General features: G+C 61.8%; 21 protein-coding genes and 1 rRNA gene. 14 read left to right on the top strand and 8 right to left on the bottom strand.

What is annotated here, in order from left to right:
- Positions 1-90 precede the first annotated feature (90 nt).
- Positions 91-206, top strand: a 5S ribosomal RNA gene (rrf, locus tag EL191_RS13500).
- A 164-nt stretch (positions 207-370) separates the two neighbouring features.
- Here the strand turns inward: rrf and queD are convergent.
- Both queD and EL191_RS13490 read right to left on the bottom strand, forming a co-directional pair.
- Positions 371-727: a 6-carboxytetrahydropterin synthase QueD gene (queD, locus tag EL191_RS13495; RefSeq protein WP_003461315.1), complete on the bottom strand. Its 357-nt coding sequence runs from the start codon at positions 725-727 to the stop codon at positions 371-373.
- 117 nt (positions 728-844) lie between these two features.
- Positions 845-1,924 carry a patatin-like phospholipase family protein gene (locus tag EL191_RS13490; RefSeq protein ID WP_041978790.1) on the bottom strand — a complete coding sequence of 360 codons (1,080 nt, stop codon included), beginning with the start codon at positions 1,922-1,924 and terminating at the stop codon, positions 845-847.
- A 146-nt stretch (positions 1,925-2,070) separates the two neighbouring features.
- On the opposite strand from EL191_RS13490, the gene EL191_RS13485 reads away from it, so the two are divergent.
- The 4 genes from EL191_RS13485 to EL191_RS13470 are packed head-to-tail and all read left to right on the top strand — an operon-like array spanning position 2,071 to position 4,671.
- Positions 2,071-2,379 (top strand): PepSY domain-containing protein, encoded by a 309-nt coding sequence (locus EL191_RS13485; protein WP_037005640.1) that lies wholly within the window; start codon positions 2,071-2,073, stop codon positions 2,377-2,379.
- Positions 2,379-2,693 (top strand): PepSY domain-containing protein, encoded by a 315-nt coding sequence (locus tag EL191_RS13480; RefSeq protein ID WP_017362922.1) that lies wholly within the window; start codon positions 2,379-2,381, stop codon positions 2,691-2,693. Before EL191_RS13485 ends, EL191_RS13480 begins: the two co-directional genes overlap by 1 nt.
- Entirely contained in the window at positions 2,693-3,361 is a 669-nt protein-coding gene (locus tag EL191_RS13475) for a response regulator transcription factor (RefSeq protein ID WP_041978794.1), read from the top strand. The genes EL191_RS13480 and EL191_RS13475 overlap by 1 nt, the downstream gene beginning before the upstream one ends.
- Positions 3,358-4,671 carry an ATP-binding protein gene (locus tag EL191_RS13470; protein ID WP_017362924.1) on the top strand — a complete coding sequence of 438 codons (1,314 nt, stop codon included), beginning with the start codon at positions 3,358-3,360 and terminating at the stop codon, positions 4,669-4,671. Before EL191_RS13475 ends, EL191_RS13470 begins: the two co-directional genes overlap by 4 nt.
- 135 nt (positions 4,672-4,806) lie before the next feature.
- Here EL191_RS13470 and EL191_RS13465 read toward each other — a convergent pair whose 3' ends face one another.
- Positions 4,807-5,403: an NADPH-dependent FMN reductase gene (locus tag EL191_RS13465; protein ID WP_041978796.1), complete on the bottom strand. Its 597-nt coding sequence runs from the start codon at positions 5,401-5,403 to the stop codon at positions 4,807-4,809.
- An 86-nt stretch (positions 5,404-5,489) separates the two neighbouring features.
- Entirely contained in the window at positions 5,490-7,634 is a 2,145-nt protein-coding gene (locus EL191_RS13460; protein WP_041978798.1) for a methyl-accepting chemotaxis protein, read from the bottom strand.
- A 182-nt stretch (positions 7,635-7,816) separates the two neighbouring features.
- Between EL191_RS13460 and EL191_RS13455 the strand changes: the two genes are divergently transcribed.
- Both EL191_RS13455 and EL191_RS13450 read left to right on the top strand, forming a co-directional pair.
- Complete coding sequence (locus EL191_RS13455; RefSeq protein ID WP_041978800.1) at positions 7,817-9,136, top strand: Na+/H+ antiporter family protein; 1,320 nt, start codon at positions 7,817-7,819, stop codon at positions 9,134-9,136.
- A 116-nt stretch (positions 9,137-9,252) separates the two neighbouring features.
- Positions 9,253-10,935, top strand: a complete 1,683-nt coding sequence (locus EL191_RS13450) for a methyl-accepting chemotaxis protein (RefSeq protein WP_041978803.1) — start codon at positions 9,253-9,255, stop codon at positions 10,933-10,935.
- A 1-nt stretch (position 10,936) separates the two neighbouring features.
- Here the strand turns inward: EL191_RS13450 and EL191_RS13445 are convergent, their stop codons facing one another.
- Positions 10,937-11,839, bottom strand: a complete 903-nt coding sequence (locus tag EL191_RS13445; RefSeq protein WP_041978805.1) for a LysR substrate-binding domain-containing protein — start codon at positions 11,837-11,839, stop codon at positions 10,937-10,939.
- Between the two features lie 119 nt (positions 11,840-11,958).
- Here EL191_RS13445 and EL191_RS13440 point away from each other — a divergent pair, with 119 nt between their 5' ends.
- On the top strand, positions 11,959-12,567 hold the full coding sequence (locus tag EL191_RS13440; protein WP_041978807.1) for an FMN-dependent NADH-azoreductase: 609 nt from the start codon (positions 11,959-11,961) through the stop codon (positions 12,565-12,567).
- Positions 12,568-12,626: 59 nt separating this feature from the next.
- Here the strand turns inward: EL191_RS13440 and EL191_RS13435 are convergent, their stop codons facing one another.
- On the bottom strand, positions 12,627-14,213 hold the full coding sequence (locus tag EL191_RS13435) for an ABC-F family ATPase (RefSeq protein WP_017362930.1): 1,587 nt from the start codon (positions 14,211-14,213) through the stop codon (positions 12,627-12,629).
- Between the two features lie 518 nt (positions 14,214-14,731).
- On the opposite strand from EL191_RS13435, the gene EL191_RS13430 reads away from it, so the two are divergent.
- From EL191_RS13430 to EL191_RS13405, 6 genes are all read left to right on the top strand, one after another.
- Complete coding sequence (locus EL191_RS13430) at positions 14,732-15,196, top strand: methyltransferase family protein (protein ID WP_041978809.1); 465 nt, start codon at positions 14,732-14,734, stop codon at positions 15,194-15,196.
- A gap of 487 nt (positions 15,197-15,683) precedes the next feature.
- On the top strand, positions 15,684-16,574 hold the full coding sequence (locus tag EL191_RS13425) for a TauD/TfdA dioxygenase family protein (protein WP_041978812.1): 891 nt from the start codon (positions 15,684-15,686) through the stop codon (positions 16,572-16,574).
- Positions 16,575-16,630: 56 nt separating this feature from the next.
- Positions 16,631-17,671: an ABC transporter substrate-binding protein gene (locus EL191_RS13420; RefSeq protein WP_041978814.1), complete on the top strand. Its 1,041-nt coding sequence runs from the start codon at positions 16,631-16,633 to the stop codon at positions 17,669-17,671.
- A 4-nt stretch (positions 17,672-17,675) separates the two neighbouring features.
- Positions 17,676-18,545 carry an ABC transporter ATP-binding protein gene (locus EL191_RS13415; RefSeq protein ID WP_041978816.1) on the top strand — a complete coding sequence of 290 codons (870 nt, stop codon included), beginning with the start codon at positions 17,676-17,678 and terminating at the stop codon, positions 18,543-18,545.
- Between the two features lie 12 nt (positions 18,546-18,557).
- On the top strand, positions 18,558-19,424 hold the full coding sequence (locus EL191_RS13410) for an ABC transporter permease (RefSeq protein WP_041978818.1): 867 nt from the start codon (positions 18,558-18,560) through the stop codon (positions 19,422-19,424).
- A 281-nt stretch (positions 19,425-19,705) separates the two neighbouring features.
- Positions 19,706-20,710 (top strand): ABC transporter substrate-binding protein, encoded by a 1,005-nt coding sequence (locus EL191_RS13405; RefSeq protein ID WP_041978821.1) that lies wholly within the window; start codon positions 19,706-19,708, stop codon positions 20,708-20,710.
- A gap of 17 nt (positions 20,711-20,727) precedes the next feature.
- Here the strand turns inward: EL191_RS13405 and EL191_RS13400 are convergent, their stop codons facing one another.
- Both EL191_RS13400 and EL191_RS13395 read right to left on the bottom strand, forming a co-directional pair.
- Complete coding sequence (locus EL191_RS13400) at positions 20,728-22,635, bottom strand: patatin-like phospholipase family protein (protein WP_041978823.1); 1,908 nt, start codon at positions 22,633-22,635, stop codon at positions 20,728-20,730.
- Between the two features lie 182 nt (positions 22,636-22,817).
- Positions 22,818-25,214, bottom strand: a complete 2,397-nt coding sequence (locus EL191_RS13395; RefSeq protein WP_041978825.1) for a TonB-dependent siderophore receptor — start codon at positions 25,212-25,214, stop codon at positions 22,818-22,820.
- Positions 25,215-25,257: the final 43 nt, after the last annotated feature.

Raw genomic sequence — 25,257 nt, 5'->3', positions numbered from 1 at the left:
TCGACAGAAAGCCGAAAATTTGCAAGAACTACAAATCATCTATCACGTATCCAAGGGATAGCGCCTAACCGCGAGATCCCAACCGAATTGCTTGACGACCATAGAGCGTTGGAACCACCTGATCCCATCCCGAACTCAGTAGTGAAACGACGCATCGCCGATGGTAGTGTGGTGCTTCACCATGTGAGAGTAGGTCATCGTCAAGCTCCTATACGAAACCCCAGATCGCTAACGCGGTCTGGGGTTTCTTCTTTGCGCGGCGGAAAACAACGCTGCGGGCACTGTACGGGGGCGGTCACAGCCAGGTTCAGGTGCGTTGGACCAATAAAAAAGCCACCTCGAAGGTGGCCTTGGTATTTCTGCTGGTTAATCAGTCGCCGCGGTATTCGCAGCCGCTGGTGCAGGTTTCGTGGATGCGTACGCGCGACAGCTCCGGCAGTAAGGGCTTTACCTGTTGCCAGATCCACTTGGCCAGCACTTCGCTGGTTGGGTTTTCCAAGCCGGGGATATCGTTCAGGTAGTTGTGGTCGAGCTGTTCATAGATTGGCTTGAAGATCGCCTTGATCTCGGAGAAGTCGCGAATCCAGCCGGTATAAGGGTCGACTTCACCTTCGATATAAATGGCGACTCGGAAGGAGTGGCCGTGCAGGCGGCCGCATTTGTGGCCTTCCGGTACGTGCGGCAGGCGATGGGCCGCCTCGAAGATGAACTCTTTGAACAATTCCACTGAACAGCGCTCGCGTAAATGATTCCGCCTGACTGGCGTTGAGTTGTACAGTTTATCAGGTCTGAACCGGTGGCCGCCTTATCACGGCTGCACTCCAAGTTGAGCGCTTCGCTGATATCAGAGTGGTTGCAGGCGCTCTGCCAAGCGGCCGTTTTCGACCAGCTCGAGGAATTCGTCACCGAGCCGCGCGCTCTCGGCCATGGCCTGGCGCCAATAGCGTTCACGCCCTTCATCGTTGCCCAGGTAGCGTTTGAAGTCGGTACGATCCGGCAGTTTTCCGTGCGGCAGGCGCGCTAGGTACTCCCGTGAAGGAGCAACCAGCAATGCATTCTGCAGGCGCTTACGGTCGCCACGGCGCCAGGGCATGCTCTTGTCGAACCAACCCGGTATCACCCGGTCGGTGAAGTGCGGATAGAGCACGATGTCTTCACCGTTGTAGGGCAGGTCGAGGTGGTAGTCGAGCAGGCCACCATCGCGATAGGCACCTGGTTCCAGGCCTGGGATCTCGCGGATCGCCTCCATCACCATGGGAATCGAGCCTGATGCCAGCAGCGCGTGACGCAAATTTTCCGCGGTCAGGGCATGGAAGTGCGAGCGGAAGTCACTGAGTTGCGCCAACGGCGGTGTTTGTCGCACATCATGCAGGATAACCCGGTCGAAATGGCGCCCAAGGCGTTGGCGGGCCAGCAGGTTGTTGCCGATCACCGATGACAGGCCGAGGCTCAGTTTGCCGCGATGATCGTGCTGCAGCAGGCCGTGGCTTTTGACCACGACGATATGTAGGCGATAGTGAGGGTTGGTGATGATGGCTGCGTCCTGGCCGGCGAGCAGTTCGTTGAGCATCTGCCGGCAACTGCCCGATACGTCTGCCATGCTCACGCCTTTGGCGAAGCGTTGAGAGGTGTACAACTCGCCGAGTCGTCGAATACCGGCGGCCGGATCGGGCAGGCAGGCACTGGCGAAGCGCCAGGAGCCAATCGAGGCACCGATCAGCGCGCGCTCACGTGGAGCGCGGGGCAACCAGTCAGCAAACATTGCGAGATCCAGCCCCTGAATACCGATGCCTTTGGGGCCACCTGCGGCGCCAGGCAGGATGCCAACGTCCGCCGGGCTAAGACCATCCTGGCGAATCCGTGCCATGGCTCGGGGACCCGCCTTGAGAGTCAGGGCAGGGGATTTGATATGGATCGCGCTCATCGATGCCTCCTTTCGAACAGGCGATTATAGAGCGCTGATGGGGCAGGCCAAGCCACTTCATGGCGTGAATGACGCAAGTGAATTCAGCTTGAATTAAGTGCCTGGGCCTAGAGTGGCACTCACTGATTCATTGCTGGAGAACCCCTATGAAACGATTGCTCAGCCTCGCAACACTTGCCACCCTTGTCAGCGCCGCTACCATTGCCCAAGCGCGTGATCTCGGCCCGGACGAGGCTTTGCGTCTACGCGATGCCGGAACCATCAAGTCCTTCGAGCAGCTCAATGAAGCGGCCCTGGCTCAGCATCCGGGGGCGCGCATCGAGGAAACCGAGCTGGAAGATGAATACGGTCGCTATATCTATCAGATCGAGCTGCGCGACGCTCAAGGCGTGCAATGGGACCTGGAGCTGGATGCCAGCACTGGGGAAATTCTCAAGAACCACCAGGACGATTGATGAAGTTTCAACGTACCACCGCGCTATTGCTGGTTCTGGCCTGCGGTTTTGCCAGTGTGCCAGGCATTGCGCGTGATCTCGACCAGGACGAGGCCCTGCGGTTGCGCCGTGAGGGCATCATCATGCCGTTCGAGCAATTGATGCAGCATATTGGTAAGGCTTATCCCGGCTCCACGCTGCTCGAGGCGGAGTTGGAGGAGGAAGACGGCGTGCTGGTCTATGAAGTCGAGATCCTGACCACCTTGGGCGTGGTACGTGAGCTCGAACTGGATGCCCGCAACGGCAATATTCTGAAGGATGAGGAAGACGACTGATGCGCCTGTTGCTGGTGGAAGACCATGTACCCCTGGCCGATGAGCTGACTGCCAGCCTGGCTCGCCAGGGTTACGCCGTGGATTGGCTGGCCGATGGGCGTGATGCAGCCTACCAGGGCGCCAGCGAACCTTATGACCTGATCATTCTCGACCTCGGTCTACCAGGCAAGCCGGGCCTGGAGGTGCTGCAGGAATGGCGCGCCGGCGGGCTGGCGACACCGGTGCTAGTGCTCACCGCCCGTGGTTCCTGGGCCGAGCGCATCGAGGGGCTTAAGGCCGGTGCCGACGATTACCTGACCAAACCCTTTCATCCCGAGGAGCTGACCCTGCGTATTCAGGCGCTGTTGCGCCGCGCGCATGGCCTGGCCAACCAGCCGCAACTGGAAGCTGCCGGTCTGCAGCTGGACGAGAGCCGCCAGTGCGTGACCTCAGGTGGCGAGGCCATCGACCTGACTGCTGCCGAGTTTCGTCTCCTGCGCTATTTCATGCTGCACCCCGGCCAGATCCTCTCCAAAAGCCATCTTGCCGACCATCTATATGACGGCGAGACCGAGCGCGACTCCAACGTCATCGAAGTGCACGTCAATCGTCTGCGCGGCAAGCTTGGGCGCAATGTGATCGAGACGCGACGCGGGCAGGGCTACCGCTTCACCGGAGACCAGGGTTGAGGTCCATTCAGCGTCGGCTCGGTATTGGCCTGGCCGCGACGCTACTGCTGGCCGGACTGGTTCTGGCGCAGGCCAGCCTCTGGGTATTTGACCGCGGCCTGCGTGCCTACCTGGAAGATGATCTGCGCGACGAGGCCCAGGGGCTGCTGGCGGCGCTGGTGCGCGGGCCTTCAGGTCTGCAACTGGATGAACGACGCCTTGATCCCTCGTTCCAGCGGCAATTCTCCGGGCATTACTTTCGTATCGATTTTTCCGACCGGAGCTGGCGTTCACGTTCGCTATGGGATCGTGAATTGCTCAAGCCCAATGGTACGGGCATGCAGGCCGAGCTGGGCGACGGCCCGCAGGGTCAGTTGCTGTTGATCTACCGCGCCGATTACCGCCGCTATGGCGAAAACCTTTCGATCAGCGTGGCTCAGGACTACCAACCGATACTGCAGAGCTTTCGCCATATGCAGTGGGTTGGACTCGGCCTGGGAGGTGCCGCATTGCTACTGATCCTGATAGCGCAGCGTTATACCGTGCGCCGGGCGTTGCGCCCGCTGGAGCAGGTGCGCCAGCAGATCGTGCAATTGCAGCAAGGACGGCGTACCGAGCTGGATGCCGAAGTGCCCGAGGAGCTGGAATCGCTGGTAGCGCAGATCAACCACCTGTTGGCGCATACCGAAGACACGCTCAAGCGCTCGCGTAATGCGCTGGGCAACCTCGGCCATGCGCTGAAAACCCCGTTGGCAGTACTTATCAGCCTGGCCGGCCGTGAGGAGATGGCCGCCCATCCGGCGCTGCGCGCAAGCATGCGCGAACAACTGGAGCAGATCGAGCAACGTCTCAGCCGCGAGCTTGGGCGTGCGCGTCTGGCCGGCGAGGTACTGCCTGGCGCGCGGTTCGATTGTGCGCAGGAGCTGCCGGGGCTTTTCGCCACCTTATCGATGATTCATGACCGTGGCCTGAGCCTGGATTGGCAGGCGCCGGCGGGGCTGATTCTGCCGCGCGACCGCGAGGACTTGCTGGAGCTGCTCGGAAATTTGCTGGACAACGCCTGCAAATGGGCCGATCAGCACGTGCAGCTGAGGGTAGAGGAGAGTGCCGACGGCTATCGTTTATATGTCGATGACGACGGCCCCGGCATCGATGCAGAACGCCGTGAGGCCGTGCTTGGACGCGGCACACGCCTGGACGAACAAGTGGCAGGCCATGGCCTGGGACTCGGTATCGTGCGCGATATCATCGAGGCCTGGAACGGTCGTATCGAACTGCAGGACAGTCCGCTGGGCGGGTTGCGGGTGATGGTCAGCTTGCCCCGGCGTTGAGCTGAGGCCGAGGTCATGGCCTTGCGCCGGGCAAGCCATCGTTGGTGGGTTACGCGGCGCGATAACTTCGCTGGCGTCTGCAAACGCAATGTTCAACGCCGCTAACCCACCCTACGGGGCGTGCAAGACGATCCCTTACATTCCGTTGGCGAACGCCGGATTGTCGAAGCTGATCGCGGCGCGTACCGGCTGCAGGGCGTGGGCATAACGCACCAGGACGTCGAGCGCATAGTCGATGCGCGCACGGATTCGCTCATCGGCTTCATCAACCGGTTGCGGACCGTTCAGAACCTTCTCGATCTGACGCACGATGAGGTGCTCAGGCAGATAGCACAGGCGGCAATTCTTGTAGCTGGAGGCGCGCAGCTCACCGATGGGATAGGCGCCACCAATGCCGGAGGAAACGCCAACCAGCAGGCCGGGTTTGTGCGCGAGCTCGGCTTTGCTGGCGTAGATGAAGAAATTCTTGATCGCCGGACAGGCCATGCCGTTCCACTCCGGCGCGATGATCACCACCGCATCGGCGGCTGCTAGCTGCTGCTGATACATGGCCCAGGGACCGGCATCTTCCGCCGGCCAAAGCGGCAGCGGGGCCAGGCCCAGGTCGATGATGCTGCTGGTGTCCTGAGTGGTTTGTCCCATTTCGATCAGGCGCTGACGCAGTACGCGGGCGACCTTTCCCGATTGGCTGTTGTTACGGCTGGAGCCGGCGACCAAGGCGATATTGAGCATGCTGCTTCCCCAAAAAAGAACGCAGGCTAGGCGATTGCCTGCCTGCGCTGCAAGGGACGCGCTGCCAGATCAGGGATGATTTGGCGTCAAACACGGAACTGGTCCATCAGGCTCTGCTGGTGATTGGCCAGCCGGTTAAGGTTCTGGCTCACCTGTGCCGATTCATCTGCTTGTGCGGTGATGGCTTCGGTGACGTCGCGGATCGATGCGACGTTGCGATTGATTTCCTCGGCTACCGAACTCTGTTCCTCCGCGGCGCTGGCGATCTGCAGGTTCATGTCGGTAATGGTGCTGACGGCCTGACTGATGCGCTGCAATGCGGCCACGGCCAGTTGCACCTGCTCGACGCTGCCCTGGGCCTGGCGATGGCTGCTGTGCATGGTGCTGACCACTTCGCGCGTGCCGTTCTGCAGTCCTTCGATCACCTGACGAATTTCCTCCACCGAATCCTGGGTGCGTTTGGCCAGGTTGCGCACTTCATCGGCGACCACGGCAAAGCCACGACCAGCTTCACCGGCACGCGCGGCCTCGATGGCGGCGTTGAGGGCGAGGAGGTTGGTCTGTTCGGCAATCGAGCGAATCACCTCGAGCACCGAGCCGATCTGCTCGCTGCTACTGGCCAGGCCCTCGACTTCCTGCATGGCCACGTTCATTTCATTGGCCAGCAGGTCGATGGTGCTGGTGGTGCGGTCGATCACCTGCAGGCCCTCGCGACTGGCCAGATCGGCGTTGCGCGCCGCTTCTGCGGCCTGTGCGGCGTTGTGCGCGACATCTTGTGCGGTGGCGCTCATCTCCTGGAAGGCGGTTGCCACCTGGTCGACTTCGCGGTACTGCTGCTGCATGCCGGCGCTGGTTTGGCTGGCAATGGCCGCGGATTTGTCGGCGGTGCCGCGTGCATCGATCACACTGCTCTTCACGTCGGCGATGATCGGCTGCAACTTGTCGAGGAAGCGGTTGAACCAGCCGGCCAGCTCGCCCAGCTCATCCTGCCTGGCGTACTGCAGGCGACGGGTCAGGTCGCCTTCGCCGCTGGCGATGTCCTTGAGCATGGCGGCCACGCCGAGAATCGGCCGCGTCACGCCGCGCGCCGTCAGCCACATCAGCAGCAAGCCCGCGACCACCGCGACGAGCCCCATCAGCAGCGCTACGAGGCTGTCGCTGGCACGGTTGGCGTCGAGCTGCGCGCCCAGTTTGATGGCGCGTGCCAGAAGGACTTCCTGCGGCACTTCCAGCAACACCGACCATGGCTTGGCTTCGGGAATGGGTTTGAACGGGCTGAGTTCGCGCAGCATGTCGCCATGATTGAGTTCGGCATCGCTGCCGGCCTGGATCAGGTTGCGCAGTTCACCCGCATGATCGGTATAGGCGCGCTCCACGGGTTGGCTCAGAAGGCTGCCGTCGCGGCTATGACCTGCCAGCAACGCGCTGGGGCTGAAGATGCTGATATGCCCCTGGCCTTCGTAAAGCTCGCGATTGGCCTCCTGGCTGATCTGTTGCAGGCTGGCCAGGCTGATATCTACGCCCATCACGCCGATGATCTTGCCGCCGAGCTCCAGTGGGAAAGCGATGCTGGTCATCAGCGTTTGTTGTCCGTTGACCTCGTCGTAATAGGGTTCCAACACGCAGGGCTGGCGCGTCTCGCGCGGGCAGGTGTACCAGGTGTTGTAGGCGATGCCGTTGGTGCCAGGCGTGGTGTCGCCGAGCAGCTCTTCGTTCATCACCTCGGCTTCCAGTTGGCCGACCGTGGGCTGCGCCCAGTACAGGGCGAAGCGCCCACGCTCATTGCTGCCCAGGTCGGGTTGGTCGGCGAACAGCTCATCCTTGCCATCCAGGGCGTTGGGCTCGAATACCAGGTACAGACCAAGCAGGGCAGGATTGGCTTCCAGGCTGCTGCGTACCTGGCGAGTCAGGTCTTCGCGCAGGTCGAAGGCATCGAGAAAGCGCTTCTCCGCTTGCTCGCGCAAAAAGAGAATCTGCCGGGAAAATCCCTTGCCGTATTGATAGGCGTCCATGAAGTAGCGCTGGACGCGGATCGCCTGCAGTTCGCCGCGCGCCTTAAGGCGCAGCTTGGCACTTTCCTCGAGCATACCGGAGCTGGCCTCGCGCACCAGGGTGGCGCTGCGGCTGGACTGATACTGCGAAGCGCCCACCAGCAGCGTGACGATGGCGAGCAGGCAGAGGCCGGCGAGCAGGGTGATCTTCCATTGGATCGAAAGACGACTGAACAGCATGATGCGTTCCTTTCTACATGGACTAGTAGGTTATCGGTGCGTGCCGAGCATTCTTGACCGGTTGGTATTTTGATCGAGATTATGCACGTATTGATTTAAATTCTGAACGAGCGTCGATTTTGACAGGATAGTCCGCATACGGCAGAGTACGCGGCTTTTTGCGTTGTGCAGGTGGAGTGCTTATGAACGCTGTAATCGCCGCGGTCGGCATCATGCTGGTCCTCAGTCTCTGTCGCGTACACGTGGTCGTGGCTCTGATCATCGGCGCGCTGGCCGGCGGCCTGTGGGGTGGCTTGGGTGTCGAAGGTACGCTGAAGGCGTTCAACCAGGGGCTGGGTGGCGGGGCGACGGTTGCGCTGTCCTACGCACTGCTCGGTGCTTTCGCCGTGGCCATCGCCAAATCCGGCCTCGCGCATGCCTTGGCGGATCGCGCGTTGGCGCTGGTCGACAAGCAGCAGGAAGGTGCGGGTGGTGCGTTGAAATGGTTGCTGATCGCGTTGCTGCTGGCGGTCGCTATCTCCTCGCAGAACCTGCTGCCGATTCACATCGCCTTCATTCCGTTGCTGGTACCGCCGCTGCTGTACGTGTTGAGCAAGCTGCAGCTTGATCGCCGCCTGATCGCCTGTGTGCTGACCTTCGGCCTGATCACACCGTACATGTTCCTGCCGGTTGGCTTTGGCGGCATCTTCCTCAACGAGATCCTGCTGGCCAATGTCGCCAAGTCCGGTGTCGACGTCACCGGCATCAGCATCACCCAGGCCATGGCCATCCCGGCGCTGGGTATGCTCTTCGGTCTGCTCGTGGCAGTGTTTTTCAGTTATCGCGGCAAGCGCATGTATGACCTGGAAAAGGTGGCGCAGACCGAGCGCGTGGATGCCCAGTACAACCCGCTGAGCCTACTGGTTGCCGGGCTGGCGATTGCCGCTGCGTTCGTCGTGCAGCTGTGGCTGGATTCGATGATCATCGGCGCGCTGGTCGGCTTCGTGATCTTCTCGGTTTCCGGTGTGGTGCGCTGGAAAGAAGCGGACGGCCTGTTCACCGAAGGCATGAAGATGATGGCTATGATCGGCTTCATCATGATCGCCGCCGCCGGCTTCGCCGAGGTCATGAAGACCACCGGTGAGGTGAAGACCCTGGTCGACAGCTCGGCAGCGTTGATCGGTCACAACAAGGCGGTCGGTGCGCTGCTGATGTTGCTGGTCGGGCTACTGGTGACCATGGGTATTGGCTCATCCTTTTCCACTATCCCGATCATCGCCGCGATCTTCGTCCCGCTTGGCGTGCAACTGGGTTTCAGCCCGTTGGCCATCGTCTGCATCGTCGGCACTGCCGGGGCGCTGGGTGATGCTGGTTCACCCGCTTCTGACTCGACGCTCGGGCCAACTTCGGGTTTGAACGCCGATGGCCAGCACAACCACATCTGGGACAGCGTGGTGCCCACCTTCCTGCACTACAACCTGCCGCTGCTGGCGTTCGGTTGGGCGGCCGCTATGCTCCTGTGAAGAGGTGAGCATGCGCCGGATTAAGTTCTCGGCGCCTTGAGTCGCTTAATTCCTCCACGGGGTTGCCGATATATCGGTAGCCCCGTTTTTGGTTTCGCACATAAGGACAACAAGAAATGCGCCTGACACTGAAAGCCAAGGTCATACTGCTTGCGCTGGTTCCCGTCATCCTCTTCGCCCTGGTGCTCAGCGGTACTGCGGCGCGGGTGCTGCAAAGCCTGGCGGCAGACGAGGTCGCCGAAACCCGTGAGCGGCTGATGCAAGAGAAGCGTAGCGAGCTGGAGCACTATATCCAGATCGCCCTTGGTTCCGTGAAGGGGCTCTACGACGGCGCCGCGCAGGGTGACATGGCCAGTCGCGAGCAGGCCATCGCGGTTCTCTCCAAGATCAAGTACGGCGCTGACGGCTACTTCTTCGGTCATGATTCCAACGTGGTGCGCCTGTTCCGCGGCGATAGCCCAGTGGACGTGGGCAAGAGCCTGGCCGACCGCCGCGACCCGAATGGCGTCTACATCAACCGTGAGCTGGTCAACGTGGCGAAGAACAACAGCTACTTCGTCAACTACTCCTCGCCACTGCCTGGCAATGAATCGGTGATGGTACCCAAGCTCGCCTACAGCTACTACTTGCCGAAATGGGACATGGCCCTTGGCACCGCGCTCAATCTCGATGGCATCGAGGCGCGCATCAGTGAGGTGCAGGAGGATATCGATCAACGCATCAACACCATCATCACCAGCATCGTGGTCGTGGCAGCGATCCTGCTGCTGGTATTCGGGGTGATTGGCGTCTGGCTGGGCAATGCCTTCCTGCGTCCTCTGCAGCAAATCAAGGCCAACCTCGACGACATCGCAGCGGGTGAGGGCGATCTGACGCGTCGTCTACCCGTCACCAGTGATGACGAGCTTGGCCAACTGGCGGGCTCGTTCAACCGTTTCGTCGAGAAGGTGCATGGCCTGGTGCGGCAGATCGTCGAGATGACCGGGCAGCTCACCGAGCTGGTCAATCAGGTTTCTGATCAGGCGCAGCGTTCGGAGCAGGCCATGGCGCAACAGCGCCACGAAACCGATCAGGTGGCCACGGCGATCAACGAGATGTCGGCCGCCGCTCATGAGGTGGCCAAGAGTGCACAGAACGCCGCCGAGGCCGCACAGCAGACCGACCGTGAAGGCCAGGCGGCGAAGAGCGTGGTGGACGGCAGCATCCAGCGCATTCACTCACTGGTGGAGGATATTCGCAGCAGCGGCGTATCGCTCGACAGTCTGCAGCAGGACGTGCAGTCGATCGTCAGCGTGCTCGATGTGATCCGCTCGATTGCCGAGCAGACCAACCTGCTGGCGCTCAATGCGGCGATCGAGGCGGCGCGTGCCGGCGAGGCCGGGCGTGGTTTCGCTGTGGTCGCCGATGAGGTGCGCGCCTTGGCCAGCCGCACACAGCAGAGCACCCAGGAAATCCAGGGCATGATCGACCGTCTGCAGCAGGGTACGCAGCAGTCGGTGACTTCGATGCGCCGTTCCAGCGATGCCGGCGAGCTAACCAGCGAGCAGGCCAACAAGGCCGGCGAATCGCTCGATGCCATCGCCCAATTGATCGCCACCATCAACGCCATGAACGCACAGATCGCCAGCGCCGCTGAGGAACAGACCGCGGTGGCCGAAGAGATCAACCGCAGCGTGCATCAGATCGCGGTAGCCGTGGACAGTGTCGCTGATGAAACCGAGCGTGGTGCGCAGACGGCACGCAGCCTGGCAGGCCTCGGTGATCGCCTCGGAGCGCTGGTGCGTCAGTTCCGCATCTGAGTCAGAGCGGAAAGCTCCAGCGGCTGAACGCGTCGCTGAGCAGATCGATCCAGGCGCGGACTGCCGGCGACATGCCGCGGCGGTGGGTATAGGCCAACTGAATATGTCCCTGCGGCACCGTCCACTGCGGCAGCAGGGCAATCAGACGGCCATCGGCCAACTCCTCGTGGCAATGTGTGGTCGGCAGCAAGGTGATGCCCACACCGGCCAGCGCTGCGGCCTTGCGCATTGGGAAGTCGTCGACTGCCAGGCGCGCCTCCAGGGCAATTTCCCGAGACTCCTGAGACGTGGCATGGCAGAAGCGCAGATGAATACGCCGATCAGCGCCAATCGCCCCCAGGGCCGGTAACTGCTGCAGATCTTCCGGTTGTTCCAGGCGCAGCCCGGCGACCAGATCCGGGCGCGCCACGATATGGGCACGCGCAGGCAGCAGGCGGCGGGTGATCAGCCCCGGTTCCTCATCATCGACGTTACGCACGCGCAAGGCGACGTCCACTGCTTCGTTGAGCAGATCGATGCGCCGGCTGGTCTGCAGCACCTCCAACTGGACCCTGGGATAGCGGCTCAGAAACTCATTGATCAGGTTCGGCAGTATTGCAACGCCAGGGGGGGTGGAGAAACGCACCCGGCCACGCGGCTCGCTGGTCAGGTTTGTGACAGTTTCCTCGGCCTGTTCCGCTTCCAGCAACATCGCCTGGCAATGGCGCAGGTAGCGTTCGCCGATATCGGTCAGCGCCAGCTTGCGTGTCGAGCGTTGCAGCAAGCGCGCGCCCAGGCGCTGCTCCAGCTCGGCGATGCGCCGCGACAGGCGCGACTTGGGAATGCCCAATGCACGTCCGGCCGCGGCGAAACCACCGGCTTCCACCACTTTGGCGAAGTAGAACAAGTCGTTGAGGTCCTGCATTTCACTGTCCTATATGTGGGACGAAGCATCACGATTTTGCCATCTTATCGGTTATTGAGCTCATGAGTAGTATCACCTCCATTGTGCTGCTACGTCGCACCACTCTCTGGAGATACACCATGAAACTAATGCACATCGATTCCAGCATCCTGGGGGATGCGTCCGCTTCCCGTCAGCTCAGCCGCTCTGTGGTCGAAGCTTGGAGTGCTGCTGCGCCGAATGCCCAGGTGACCTACCGTGACCTGGCCAGCGATGCGCTGAGCCACCTTTCCGCAGCCAGCCTGGTTGCCGCCGGTACGCCGGACGAACTGCGTGACGCCGCGCAGAAGCACGAAGCCGAGCTGGCCGAGCGCACCCTGGAAGAGTTCTTGGCTGCCGATGCCATCGTCATCGGTGCGCCGATGTACAACTTCGCTATTCCCAGCCAGCTCAAGGCCTGGATCGACCGTATTGCCGTGGCCGGCAAGACCTTCAGCTACAGCGAGAATGGTCCGGTAGGGCTGGCTGGTGGCAAGACCGTGGTAATCGCATCCAGCGCTGGTGGGATTCACGCCGGCCAGCCGTCTGGTCAGGCACATGAGGACTACCTGGTTCGAGTGTTGAACTTCCTGGGTATCGATGACATCGAGATCGTCCGCGCCGAAGGCTTGGCCTATGGTGAAGAGCCGCGTGCGCAAGCCATGAAGGGCGCTACGCAGCGCATCTCCGAGCTGTTCGCCACTGCCTGAGCCGGACGCAGAAATGACAAAGCCCGCTTTCGCGGGCTTTGTCATTTCTGCAGTAGTCCTCAGACGATGATGCCCTGGCTGCGCAGGTAATCGTCGTAGGTGCCGCTGAAATCAGTGACGCCGTTGTCCGACAGCTCGATGATGCGCGTGGCCAGGGAGCTGACGAACTCGCGGTCATGGCTGACGAAGATCAGCGTGCCCGGATAGTTCTCCAGCGCCAGGTTGAGCGCTTCGATGGACTCCATGTCCAGGTGGTTGGTCGGTTCGTCCATCACCAGCACGTTGGGCTTCTGGCAGGCGAGCTTGCCGAACAGCATGCGGCCCTGTTCACCACCGGAAAGTACCTTCACCGACTTCTGGATTTCGTCGGAGGAGAACAGCATGCGGCCCAGTGCGGCGCGGATGTTCTGCTCGCCGCTGGTCCACTGGCCCATCCACTCGAACAGCGTCTCGTCGGCTTCGAAGTCGTGGGCGTGATCCTGGGCGTAGTAGCCCACCTCGGCGCTGTCGGTCCACTTCACGCTGCCGGCGTCCGGCTGCATTTCACCGACCAGGGTGCGCAGCAGGGTGGTCTTGCCGATACCGTTGGGGCCGATGATGGCCACGCGCTCGCCGGCTTCGATCTGGAAGCTGAAGTTCTTGAACAGCACCTTGTCATCGAAGGCCTTGGACAGCTTTTCGAGGGTCACGGCCTGGCGGTGCAGCTTCTTGTTCTGATCGAAGCGGATGAACGGGCTGACCCGGCTCGATGGCTTGACCTCGGCCAGTTGGATCTTGTCGATCTGCTTGGCACGGCTGGTGGCCTGTTTGGCCTTGGAGGCGTTGGCCGAGAAGCGGCTGACGAAGGTTTGCAGCTCGGCGATCTGCGCCTTCTTCTTGGCGTTGTCGGCCAGCAGTTGCTCGCGAGCTTGAGTCGAGGCCGTCATGTACTCGTCGTAGTTGCCCGGGAACAGGCGCAGCTCGCCGTAATCCAGGTCGGCCATGTGGGTGCAGACCGCGTTGAGGAAGTGACGGTCGTGGGAAATGATGATCATGGTGCTGTTACGCGCCGTGAGGATCGTTTCCAGCCAGCGGATGGTGTTGATGTCCAGGTGGTTGGTCGGCTCGTCGAGCAGCAGCACGTCCGGATCGGAGAACAGCGCCTGGGCCAGCAGCACGCGCAGCTTCCAGCCGGGGGCAACTTCGCTCATCGGGCCGAAATGCTGTTCCAGCGGAATGCCCAGGCCGAGCAGCAGCTCGCCCGCGCGGGACTCGGCGGTGTAGCCGTCCATCTCGGCGAACTCGCCTTCGAGCTCACCGACCTTCATGCCGTCTTCTTCGCTCATTTCCGGCAGCGAATAGATGCGGTCGCGCTCGGCCTTGACCTTCCACAGCTCCTGATGGCCCATGATCACGGTATCGATCACGTTGAATTCTTCGTAGGCGAACTGATCCTGGCGCAGTTTGCCCAGGCGTACGTTCGGCTCGAGCATGACCTGGCCGGCCGACGGCTCCAGATCACCGCCGAGGATCTTCATGAAGGTCGACTTGCCGCAGCCGTTGGCGCCGATCAGGCCGTAGCGATTGCCGTTGTTGAACTTGACGGAAACGTTCTCGAACAGCGGCTTGGCGCCGAACTGCATGGTGATGTTAGCGGTGGAGATCAAGGGACTTACCTATCAGTAACTTGGGGTGCGCTGTGAACGGGTGGCTGTCGCTTTCGAGCCTTCAGCCAAGCCCGAACAGAGGGAGACGAACCTGCGCATGTGGGTTAACACTATGCCCTGGCTGGCAGGCGAGCCGATCAAGGCAGGGCTGTGTCGAGCGTCTTGGTGTCGGGCCCCTGTGGTGGTGGGGACCGTCGAGGCGCGCAATGGTATCACTTGGTACCTGCAACTTCAGCATGGTGCAGAGATTGTCTAGAGCTTGTCTGTCGAGACGCCATATGAGGGACGCACTTCCCAGAAGCCAACGTTGGCTTCTGATAGGGGACGGACAGGCTGGTCTTGCGACTGGCGGCAGCGCCACGCATAGGGGGCGTTTCATCTCGCAGACTTTCGAACAGGGTTATCGCTTGGGAGGCGGTTGCTACGTAGAGCTTGACCTTGTAGCCGCTACAACCTTCATCCTGCGTGCAAGCGCAAGTTGCACGGGCAACGAAGTAGCCAAACAAGGACATGACATCATGGAAGTACTGGAAAATCGCATACCCCCTGTAGTGGTCGCAGCGGTGTTCGGCGTGCTTATGTGGTTGGCGGCCTATTACCTGTCAGGAGCACTGGCGCTACCCATTGAGTGGCGCGTCGGCCTTGCGCTGGCGGTATTGCTGGCAGGCGCCTCAATCTGCCTGGCGGGTGTGGCCTCCTTCCGCAACGCTAGCACTACGGTCAACCCGCTACAGCCGGAGACGGCCTCGGCACTGGTCTGTTCGGGCATCTACCGTTACACGCGCAACCCTATGTACCTGGGCTTCGCGACTGTGTTGCTGGCCTGGTCGGTCCTGCTTGCATCACCGGTTTCAGTGTTGGGCGTCCTCGGTTTCGTGCTGTTCATGAACCGGTTCCAGATCCGCCCGGAGGAACGTGCCCTGGCCAATCTCTTCGGCAACGAATTCGAGCAGTACTGCCGTACGGTAAGGCGCTGGCTCTAGGGTTTGTACGAAAAGTCGGCGAGCGAAGGTCAGGCGATACCGATAGCAGCGCCGCTAAAACGGGTGAGGAACGGACTGGGCTCGCACTCGAGTTTACGAGCTGTAAATGAGCACTCGACCGGGCTGGAGTTTCAGCCCTCTTTTAACGAAGCATCACCGAGCGCAGGCAATTTTCGTACAGAGCCCAGGGCTGCGCGTTCGGGCCATCTTACGCCATGTAGCACACCTCACGACCGTAGGGTGTGCTGTGCATACCGCTGAGCTACGCGAATAACCGGCAAGCAGGTGCAGTGCTTCAAAGCTGGTTGAGCAAGTCGATGACAGGTCATATCTATATGGCTAAAAGGTATTTAAATAAATTTTCTTATACCTATAAAGTCCATCCATGCGTACCTGCCGACCAATCGGCGCGCCGCACTGAACACATGGTCGAATCTTCGGCCGGTCAAAGTGAAGCGCCGATTGGCGCCCTTGCATGGAGTTTTCTATGTCGGCAGCAGCTCGTTCCATCCCTTCGACGTCGACGCAGTCATTCGAAGTTCGTCCTTTCGACGCGCCGTTGGGTGCCGAGATCATCGGTCTGGATCTGACCCGACCGCTCAGTGATGAAGACTTTGCCCGCCTCCATCGGGCCCATCTCGATCATGCGCTGCTGGTGTTCCGTGAGCAGCGCATCACCCCCGAGCAGCAGATCGCCTTCAGCGGCCGCTTTGGACCGTTGCAGATTCACGTCCTCAAGCAGTTCCTGCTTGCCGATCACCCGGAGATCTTCATCATCTCCAACATCGTCGAGAACGGTCAGCCCATCGGCCTGGGCGATGCCGGCAAGTTCTGGCATTCGGATTTGTCCTACAAGGAGTTCCCCAGCCTGGGCTCCATGCTGCTGGCGCAGGAGCTGCCGGAGGAGGGCGGCGATACGTTGTTCGCCAGCCAGCAACTGGCTTATGAAACCCTGCCGGCCGAGCTGCGCCAGGCCATCGAGGGCAAGCGTGCCGCGCATTCCTACACGGCCCGCTATGCCGATGAGGTATTCGCCGGCATCCGTCGCCCCACGCTGACCGAGGCGCAACTGGCCGAGGTCAAGGCCGTGGTGCATCCGGTGGTGCGTACCCACCCGGAAACCGGGCGCAAGGGTCTGTTCGTCAACGAGAACTTCACCACCCACATCCTCGATATTCCCGAGGACGAGAGCCGACAGATTCTCGCCGAGCTCTACGCCCACAGTGCCAAACCCGAGTTCATCTACCGCCATCAGTGGCAGTCGCACGACATGGTGTTCTGGGATAACCGCGCATTGATCCACCTGGCAACCGGCTGCCCGAGCCACCTGCGCCGACGCATGCACCGCACGACCATCCAGGGCGACGTGCCGTTCTGACCGGCCGCAACGCGCTCATTCCCCTTTTCCTGTTTCAACCCGAGTGGAGTCATACCATGTCTCTAGGCAAACACTTTCCCTTCGTGCCGCGTTTTGGCCAGCTGGCCGGCGCCATCGGTCTTTCCCTTGGGCTACTGGTGGGCTCGCTGGCACCTCAGGCGGCTCAGGCAGAGGGGCAGATTCGCATCGCCGAACAGTTCGGCATCGTCTACCTGCTGCTCAACGTGGTACGTGATCAGCAGTTGATCGAGAAACATGGCCAGGCCGACGGTCTGGATATCAAGGTCGACTGGCAGCAGCTCTCCGGAGGGTCGGCGGTGAACGATGCGCTGCTGTCCGGCGCCATCGATATCGCCGGTGCTGGTATCGGTCCGCTGCTCACCGTCTGGGATCGCACTCAGGGCAGGCAGAACGTCAAGGGTGTGGCCTCGCTGGGCAACTTCCCTTACTACCTGCTGAGCAACGACCCCAAGGTCAAGAGCATCGCCGACTTCAGCGATAAGGATCGCATCGCCGTGCCGGCGGTGGGCGTATCGGTGCAGTCGCGCTTCCTTCAGTACGCGGCCGCCAAGCAGTGGGGCGACAAGGCGTTCGACCGTCTGGACAAGTACACCGTGGCGCTGCCGCACCCGGATGCCACCGCGACTCTGTTGTCCGGCGGCACCGAGCTGAGCGGGCACTTCTCCAACCCGCCGTTCCAGAACCAGGCGCTGGAGAACCCCAGGGTACACGTGGTACTCGATACCTACGAGCTGCTCGGCCCGAACTCGCCGACCGTGCTCTATGCCACCGAGCAGTTCCGCAACGACAACCCCAAGACCTATAAGGCTTTCGTCGCTGCACTGGCCGAGGCTGCCGACTTCGCCCAGAACGACAAGGGCGCGGCTGCCGACACCTATATCCGCGTGACCGGCGCCAAGATCAGCCGAGAAGCACTGCTGAAGATCATCGACAACGAGCGCTTCCAGTTCAGTGTCACGCCAACCAATACCTACCCGCTGGCCGAGTTTCTCCATCGCGTCGGTGCGATCAAGAACCAGCCGGCCTCCTGGCAGGACTATTTCTTCGAAGACGCCGCCATAGGCCAAGGGAGTTGATCTCATGAATGCCGCTCTGCAAGGCCACGCGGCCAGCACTGTCAATCTCGGCGTCTTCGACACCGTTCTGCAGGTGGAGAAGGTCAGCCTCGAATACCGCACCCCGCAGCGCGTCGTGCGCGCCACCCACGAAGTGAGCTTTAAGGTGGATCGCGCTGATCGTTTCGTGCTGCTCGGCCCTTCGGGATGTGGCAAATCCACGCTGCTCAAGGCCGTCGCCGGTTTTATCGAACCGATCGCCGGCAGTATTCGCCTGGAGGGCGCCGAGGTACGCGAACCCGGCCCGGATCGCATCGTAGTGTTCCAGGAGTTCGATCAGCTGCCGCCATGGAAGACGGTGAAGCAGAACGTCATGTTCCCGCTGTTGGCTTCGCGCACTCTGGGGAGCCGCGAGGCCGAGGAGCGTGCGCTGCACTACCTGGAAAAGGTCGGCCTGGCGGCTTTTGCCGACGCCTATCCGCACACCTTGTCCGGCGGCATGAAGGCGCGTGTGGCGATTGCCCGTGCGCTGGCCATGCAGCCGAAGATTATGTTGATGGACGAGCCCTTCGCCGCGCTCGACGCACTGACCCGCCGCAAGATGCAGGAGGAGCTGCTGGAGCTGTGGGAGGAAGTGCGCTTCACCCTGCTGTTCGTCACCCATTCCATCGAGGAGGCGCTGATCGTCGGCAACCGCATTCTGCTGCTGTCGCCACATCCGGGGCGGGTGCGGGCCGAGGTGGGCAGCCATCAGTTCGACCTGCACAGCCTGGGCGGCACGGCTTTCCAGCAGACCGCACAACGCATCCATCGCCTGTTGTTCGACGAGGACAGCGAGGAGGGCGCTCGCGCCGCCGCCGAGCTGGGTTTCCATGACATTCGCATCGCCTACTGAGGAGCGTGCACCATGAGTCTTTCCCCCGCACGCCGTGACGATTACGAAATTGCCCTGCAGCCGCTGCCGGATCTCAAGCTGGAGCGTGAGCTGCCGCTACTGCAGCGCCTGTGGCAACAGGGCTGGTTGCGCAAGACGCTGATCCTGCTGGTGCTGGCACTGATCTGGGAGATGGCGGCACGTTATCAGGGTAACGACCTGCTGTTGCCCAGCTTCCTGCAGACGGCCAAGGCGTTCATCGAAGGCATCGGCAGTGGCGAGCTGCTGGAGAAGGTGGCGATCTCGCTGTCGGTACTGGTCAAGGGGTACCTGCTCGGCATCGGCCTGGCCTTCCTGCTCACCACCCTGGCGGTGTCGACCCAACTGGGCCGCGACCTGCTGTCGACCCTGACCTCGATGTTCAACCCGCTGCCGGCCATTGCGCTGCTGCCGCTGTCGCTGCTGTGGTTCGGCCTGGGCGAGAACAGCCTGATCTTCGTGCTGGTGCATTCGGTGCTCTGGGCGCTGGCGCTCAATACCTACGCCGGCTTTCTCGGCGTCTCCGAAACCCAGCGCATGGCCGGGCGCAATTACGGCCTCAGGGGCCTGCGTTTCGTGCTGTTCATCCTGATCCCGGCGGCGCTGCCATCGATCCTCTCGGGGCTGAAGATCGGCTGGGCATTCGCCTGGCGCACGCTGATCGCCGCCGAGTTGGTGTTCGGCGCCTCCAGCGGCAAGGGCGGCCTGGGTTGGTACATCTTCCAGAACCGCAACGAGCTGTACACCGACAAGGTCTTCGCCGGCCTGGCGGCGGTGATCCTGATCGGCCTGCTGGTGGAGAATCTGGTGTTCGCTACGGTCGAGCGGGTGACCGTCAAGCGCTGGGGGATGCAGCGCTGAGCCCACCAGCGGGGTGCCCAGTTGGTGGGCTGAAGCCCACCCTACAGAACAGAGCCTGTAGGGATGGCCGCGCGGCGATCCGTTTTAGCCCACCAGCGGTTTTGCAGTGCCATTCGTAGATGCGGTTTTAAGCCGCGATAGGTAGATGAAAAGCTCGCGGCTGAAGCCGCTTCTACAGGTGATCTCTGCAGCCAGCGAGCAGCACGAGCCGCCCTTGGATTCGAAGCACAACACGACACTTAACCGCCTGGCCAGCCAAGGCCGGGCACACAGGAGAAGCCATGAAGAAATCCTCCATCGTCACCGCACTGGGCTTGCTCAGCGCGCTGACACTACCGCTGGCCGCGCAGGCCGAAGGTAAGATCAGCATTGCCCAGCAGTTCGGCATCGGTTACCTGGTGCTGCACGTGGTCAAGGATCAGCACCTGATTGAGAAGCACGCCAAGGCCCTGGGACTGGATAAGATCGACGTCGAGTGGCGCACAATTTCCGGCGCCACTGCAATGAACGAGGCGCTGCTGGCGGGTGCCATCGATGTGGTTTCGGCCGGTGTACCGCCAATGCTCACCGTGTGGGATCGCAGCCACGGTCGGCAGAACGTCAAGGCCGTAGCCGCGCTGGGTTCGTTGCCCGGCTACGTGCTGAGCAACCGTGAGGGCGTGAAGACGCTGGACGATCTGACCGAGAAGGATCGCCTCGCGGTGCCGGCCGCCGGGGTCGGGTTTCAGTCGCGTACCCTGCAGATCGAGGCGGCCAAACGCTATGGCAAGGACGATTTCCAACGCTTCGATGCCATCTCCATCAGCTTGCCGCATCCCGATGCCACAGCGGCGCTGATCAAGGGCGGTTCGGAAATTACCGCGCACTTCTCCAGTCCACCGTTCCAGTACCAGGCGCTGGAGAACCCCAAGGTGCACAAGCTGATCAGCAGCTACGACATTCTCGGCGGTCCGGCGACCTTCAACGTGCTCTACGCCACCGAGAAGTTCCACGACGAGAACCCGAAGACCTACAAGGCCTTCTATGACGCGCTGGTGGAGGCCGAACAGATCATCAAGGCGGACAAGGCCGCGGCTGCCGAGATCTACATTCGCGTGGAGAACTCCAAGCTGCCGCTGGACTTCGTGAAGAAGATCATCGAGGACCCGGAAAACGACTTCACCGTATCGCCGCAGCGCACCTTCATCTATGCCGAGAAGTTGTATGAAGTCGGCGTGTTGAAGAACAAGGCCGCGTCGTGGAAGGACTACTTCTTCGAAGAGGCCCAGGCCAACCCGGGGAGCTGATGGTCCGGCGGCCAGCCTTAAATGCGTGGCCGCAATTTCAGTTCGGGTGTGGGCTTGGGCGCATCCTTGGCCGGATGACTGTCGGGGTGTTGCTCGACCATCTGGGCGATTGCCCGCAGTTGATCGAGCATGGCCTTGGCCAGCCCGGCCTGTGTGCGGTACAGGCCGCTGTCCGGGTCCTGCGCGAGGTCGTTGAGGCCTCTGAAGGGGTAGCTGTAGCGCCTGGCTTGCGGGGTGAAGAAGCGTTGGTAGTCGTGCTCGGTACCGTGCAGCTCGCGGCAGGCACGTTCCAGGCTCTGCAGTTGTTCGGCGACGCTGGCCAGTTGCAGGCGCAAGCGGATGATCTGGTGATTTTCCCAGTTCATCGGCGATGCAGCTGCGCCGGGCTGCCAGTGCGCCGGGTCACCGAAGCGGAGTACGAACTGCTGACCGGCTTCGCGTCCGTAACGTGTCAGGCGCTCGATGCGTTCGGTCGGCATGGTCAGGTTGAGCCCACCTTCCTCGCGGGTCAGCTGAATCAGGCCGATGCGGTCGCGAAAGCCAGGCATCAGCGACAGGGTTTCGTGGTTCCAATCCTTGGCCACATTACTGAGCTGAGCCAGAAAGCCGCGCAGCGCCGGCAGGCCACTTTGCGGAAAACGTCGCCAGTAGGCGAGGCGTGCGTCGCCGTTGTTGCGCGGAAAGCGCACGCGCTGTTCGTCTGCGCCATCGGTCGGCCCCAGGTCCAGGCCGAAGGTCGGGCGCCGGGGCAGGGCGGCGTCGAAGAAGTGGATGGGGAAGTTGGAACTGATACCGCCATCGGTGAACCAGCAGCGCTCCAGCTTCTTCTCGCTCTTGCGGTAGTCCACCGCGTGCAGCGGCACGGCGCTGAGCAGCAGCGGGAAGCTCAGGCTCATGCGCACCGCGACGATCACCGGCAGGTCGTCCGGCAAGGGCATGCGCAGGTAGCCGTCGTTGCGCTCATCGTTGCCCGGGCGCTGGCGTGCGCGCATCCAGGCCACGACGCGGCGGGGGAACAGACGAACGAACTCCTCCGCGCGAAAATGGAACTGGCTGTTCTCACGCACCTGATCGTCGTCGCGAAATGGCAGGCGAAACGGGCGCGCCATGCTCAGGCAGGTGGTCATGACCTGCAGATCGATACCGTGCGCACGCAGGTCACCGAAGGTCAGCGGCCGCTCGCATTCGATAGCCCCAGCGTGCTGCGCGCAAAACGCCTGCTGGCCGCTGAGCTGGTCGAAATAGTGAGTCAGCCAGTTGGTCAGGGCTTCATCCGGGGCTTCGTCATCGGCGTTCGGCAGGCCGGTGCACAGGCCGAAACCATTGTTCGGCAACTCTCGCAGTGCCGGCAGCAGCAGGCGCAAGCCTGCCGCGAACACGCCGCCAAGGGCGGCGAACGATAACACCCAGAGCCAAACCAGCAAGCTGCCGCTGGACATGGCGCTGCCCCATAAGGGCCCGCCGGCGACGAGTGCGCCGAGCAAGGCGGCGAGCTTGTGTCGCGTCAGCATCACCTTGAGTGGTGCCAATATGCACGCGCGCGGACCCTTGCCCTTGGCTTCGAGCGTGGCGATGAACGTGTCAAATAGCGTTCGCAGTGCGGGAATGGGTTTGAACAAGGCCAGCAGCTTGGTGCCATGGCCATCTGCTGCGGGTGTGCAGAGATGTTCGGGCAGACGCTCGATTTCGGCGAAACCGGCCGGGTCGCTGCTCAATTGCCCGCTTTGGAAACGCTGACGGCCGAGTTCGGCAGCTGCCGCGGCAGCGGCGGCAATGGCGCCGGCACTGGTGCCGCCGATGCTGCGCAGACGAAATGCCTTGGCGATCTCGGTAATGGCCAACGGATAGACGATACCGCTGGTGATGCCGCCCTTCATGATCAGGTCGCATTCCCTGGCGAAAGCCGCCTGGCGCGAATCGTTCATCTACTGCTCCTTGTCGTCGTGCCGAACGCAGGCGCGGGCATGATAACGCGGCTTTACTGTCGTTTTGGTATTAGCTCGAGGTGTTGGAGGATAACAGTGCGGCCACAGCCGGCCGATTATCAGCGCAGGAGTGCCAAGGCAGCGCGTATGCGAGCAACTGCCTCCGCAAATATCTAGGATTCTTAGAATGCGTGCGCCAGGGTTGCTGTCAGGCTGCGCGGCGTGCCGTACCAACCGCGCGCGCCTATGGCGCTGTAGTAATGCTCGTCGAGGGCGTTGTTGAGGTTCAGCGAGACGCTGGTTTCAGGGGTGACGGCATACTGCGCCATCAGGTCGACTACGGTGTAGTCACCCTGGTGGAAGGTCTCGTTGTTCGGCCCGGACTCCTTGTAGTATTCCGCACCCTGCCAACGCATGCCGCCACCGACCTTCAGTTGCGGAATGGACTGCAAACGATAGGTGGTGAACAGCTTGAGTGTGTCTCGCGGCACTTCTGTGTTGAGACGCTCGTTGTCCGAATCCTGAATTACCGCATAGCTGTAGCTGGCCGAAACCTGCCAGTTCGGCAGCAGTTCGCCGGCCATTTCCACTTCGAAGCCACGGGTCTTGGTACCGGACTCGGCGATCGAATAGCCGGGGTTGTTGGGGTCGGCGATCGGAAGGTTGTCCTGGCGTACCTCGAACACGCTCAGTGCCGTGGTCAGACGCTTGTCCCAGAACTCCCCCTTGACGCCTAGTTCGTAATTCTCGCCTTCCTTGGGTTCAAGATAGCTGCCATCGGCCTGCTGCCGGTTCTGCGGATTGAAGATGGTGGTGTAGCTGGCGTATGCCGACCAGTGCTCATCGAGGTCATAGATCAGGCCGACATAGGGGGTGACGATGCCGTTCTCCTGCTCTCTGGAGCGGGTTACTGCTCCTGTGGCCAGGAGGTGCGAGGAGGTGTCGCGCTGCCAGTCGATGACACGCGCTCCGGTAATCAGCGAGAGATCGTCGGTAAGGCTCCAGCGTGTGGCAGCGACCAGGCCCAACTGGGTTTCATCCAGCGCATCTTGTGTGGACTTGTTGTGGATCGCGTCCGGCTCTGGCAGCGAACCATCCCAAGTAAAGATGTTGTCGATGGTCTGGAAGGTCCACAGCGGGTAGCCGCCGTTTCGGTAGTAGGAGCGGTGATGGCTGGCGCCCAGGTACAACTCGTGCTCGCGGGAAAACAGACTGAAGGGGCCGCTGGCCGATACGTCGAACGAGGTTTGTCGTGGATCGCCAGCCCAGCGCCCGGTCCAGGTGCTGATGCCGCTGCCGTCGGCGTTGACGGCGCCATTGGCCGCGGTGGCAAAGGCATCGTCATAGCTGCGGCGGCTGTGCTCGGCGTTGAACTTGAGCTGCCAGCCATTGTTCAGCGTGTGCTCCAGGGTTGTGAACAGCGTGCGTGTTTCGCGTTTGTGATAGCTCCAGTCGGAGCCGGAGTTGAAGGCGCGCGACGGTTTGAAATGGCTGCCGTCGCTGTTGTACATGGGGAAACCGTGGTTGCCGGCACCGTCATTGTCCAGATCCTGGTACTCGGCACCGATTGTGAGCATTGTGGCATCGCTGATGTCCCACTCCAGAACGCCGTAGGCCACCTGCTTTTCCAGCGCCTGGCGGTCGATATGACTTTTGCTGTCGGTCTTCGCTGCAACCACGCGGCCGCGCACATGGCCGCTGTCCGAGAGCTTGCCGGACATATCCAGTTCACTGCGGTAGTTGTCCCAGCTGCCTGCCTGCAGCGTTAGTTTGCGACGCGTCTCGTAGGTCGGTTTCTTACGGATCAGGTTAACTGTCGCGCTGGGGTCGCCGGTGCCCGTCATCAGGCCGGTGGCGCCGCGCACCACTTCGACACGGTCATAGATAACCATGTCGGCCAGATCGTCGTTGAAGCCGTAGGTGCTAGTGCGATTGATGCCATCGACTTGGAAGTTGTCCAAGGTCAATCCACGCACGTAGATCTGGTTGGCGTCGCTACCTGCTGGCCCCATGCTGTTGGCCACCACGCCTGGAGTCTGCTCGAGCACCTGGGTGATATCGGTGAGATTCTGATCTTCGATCTGTTGGCGGGTCACCACGCTGACCGCCTGCGGCGTTTCGCGCATCGACAGGTTGAGGCCGGTAGCGGTGCTGGCCGAGCCTGTGGTGTAACTCCCGGTGCCCTCGGTGTTGGGACCCAGCTGATTGCCAGTGACCGTCGCCGCACTCAGTTCCAACGCCTCGTTCGGCTGGGCGCGGACCAGCACATAGCGTTTGTCCCCGGCCTTCTGCACGATCAGGCCGCTGCCCTGCAGCAACCGGGCAAAGCCTTCCTCGATCTCGTACTCCCCGTGCAAGCCGGCGCTCTCGAGGTTGGCGGTTTCGCTGCTGCCGAAGCTGAGAGTGACGCCACTGGCAGCCGCGAACTGACTCAGCGCGGCGGCCAGACTGCCGGCAGGAATGCTGTAGCTGAGCGGGGCCGCCCAGGCGCTGGCGGTGGTTAGCAGCGAGCCGGACAGGCTCAGCATCAGCGCGGCCCGGCGAATGTTTCGGGCGAGTGGGGTAGGGCTAGCGAACATCGAATGGCTCCTGTGCGAATGGCAAAAGCGGGCGTCTGCGGCG

Origin of the sequence: Pseudomonas mendocina, assembly GCF_900636545.1 — a bacterium.
GTDB lineage: Bacteria > Pseudomonadota > Gammaproteobacteria > Pseudomonadales > Pseudomonadaceae > Aquipseudomonas > Aquipseudomonas mendocina.
Note: the sequence above shows the minus strand (reverse complement) of the source record. Positions and strands in the feature narration are given on the sequence as shown.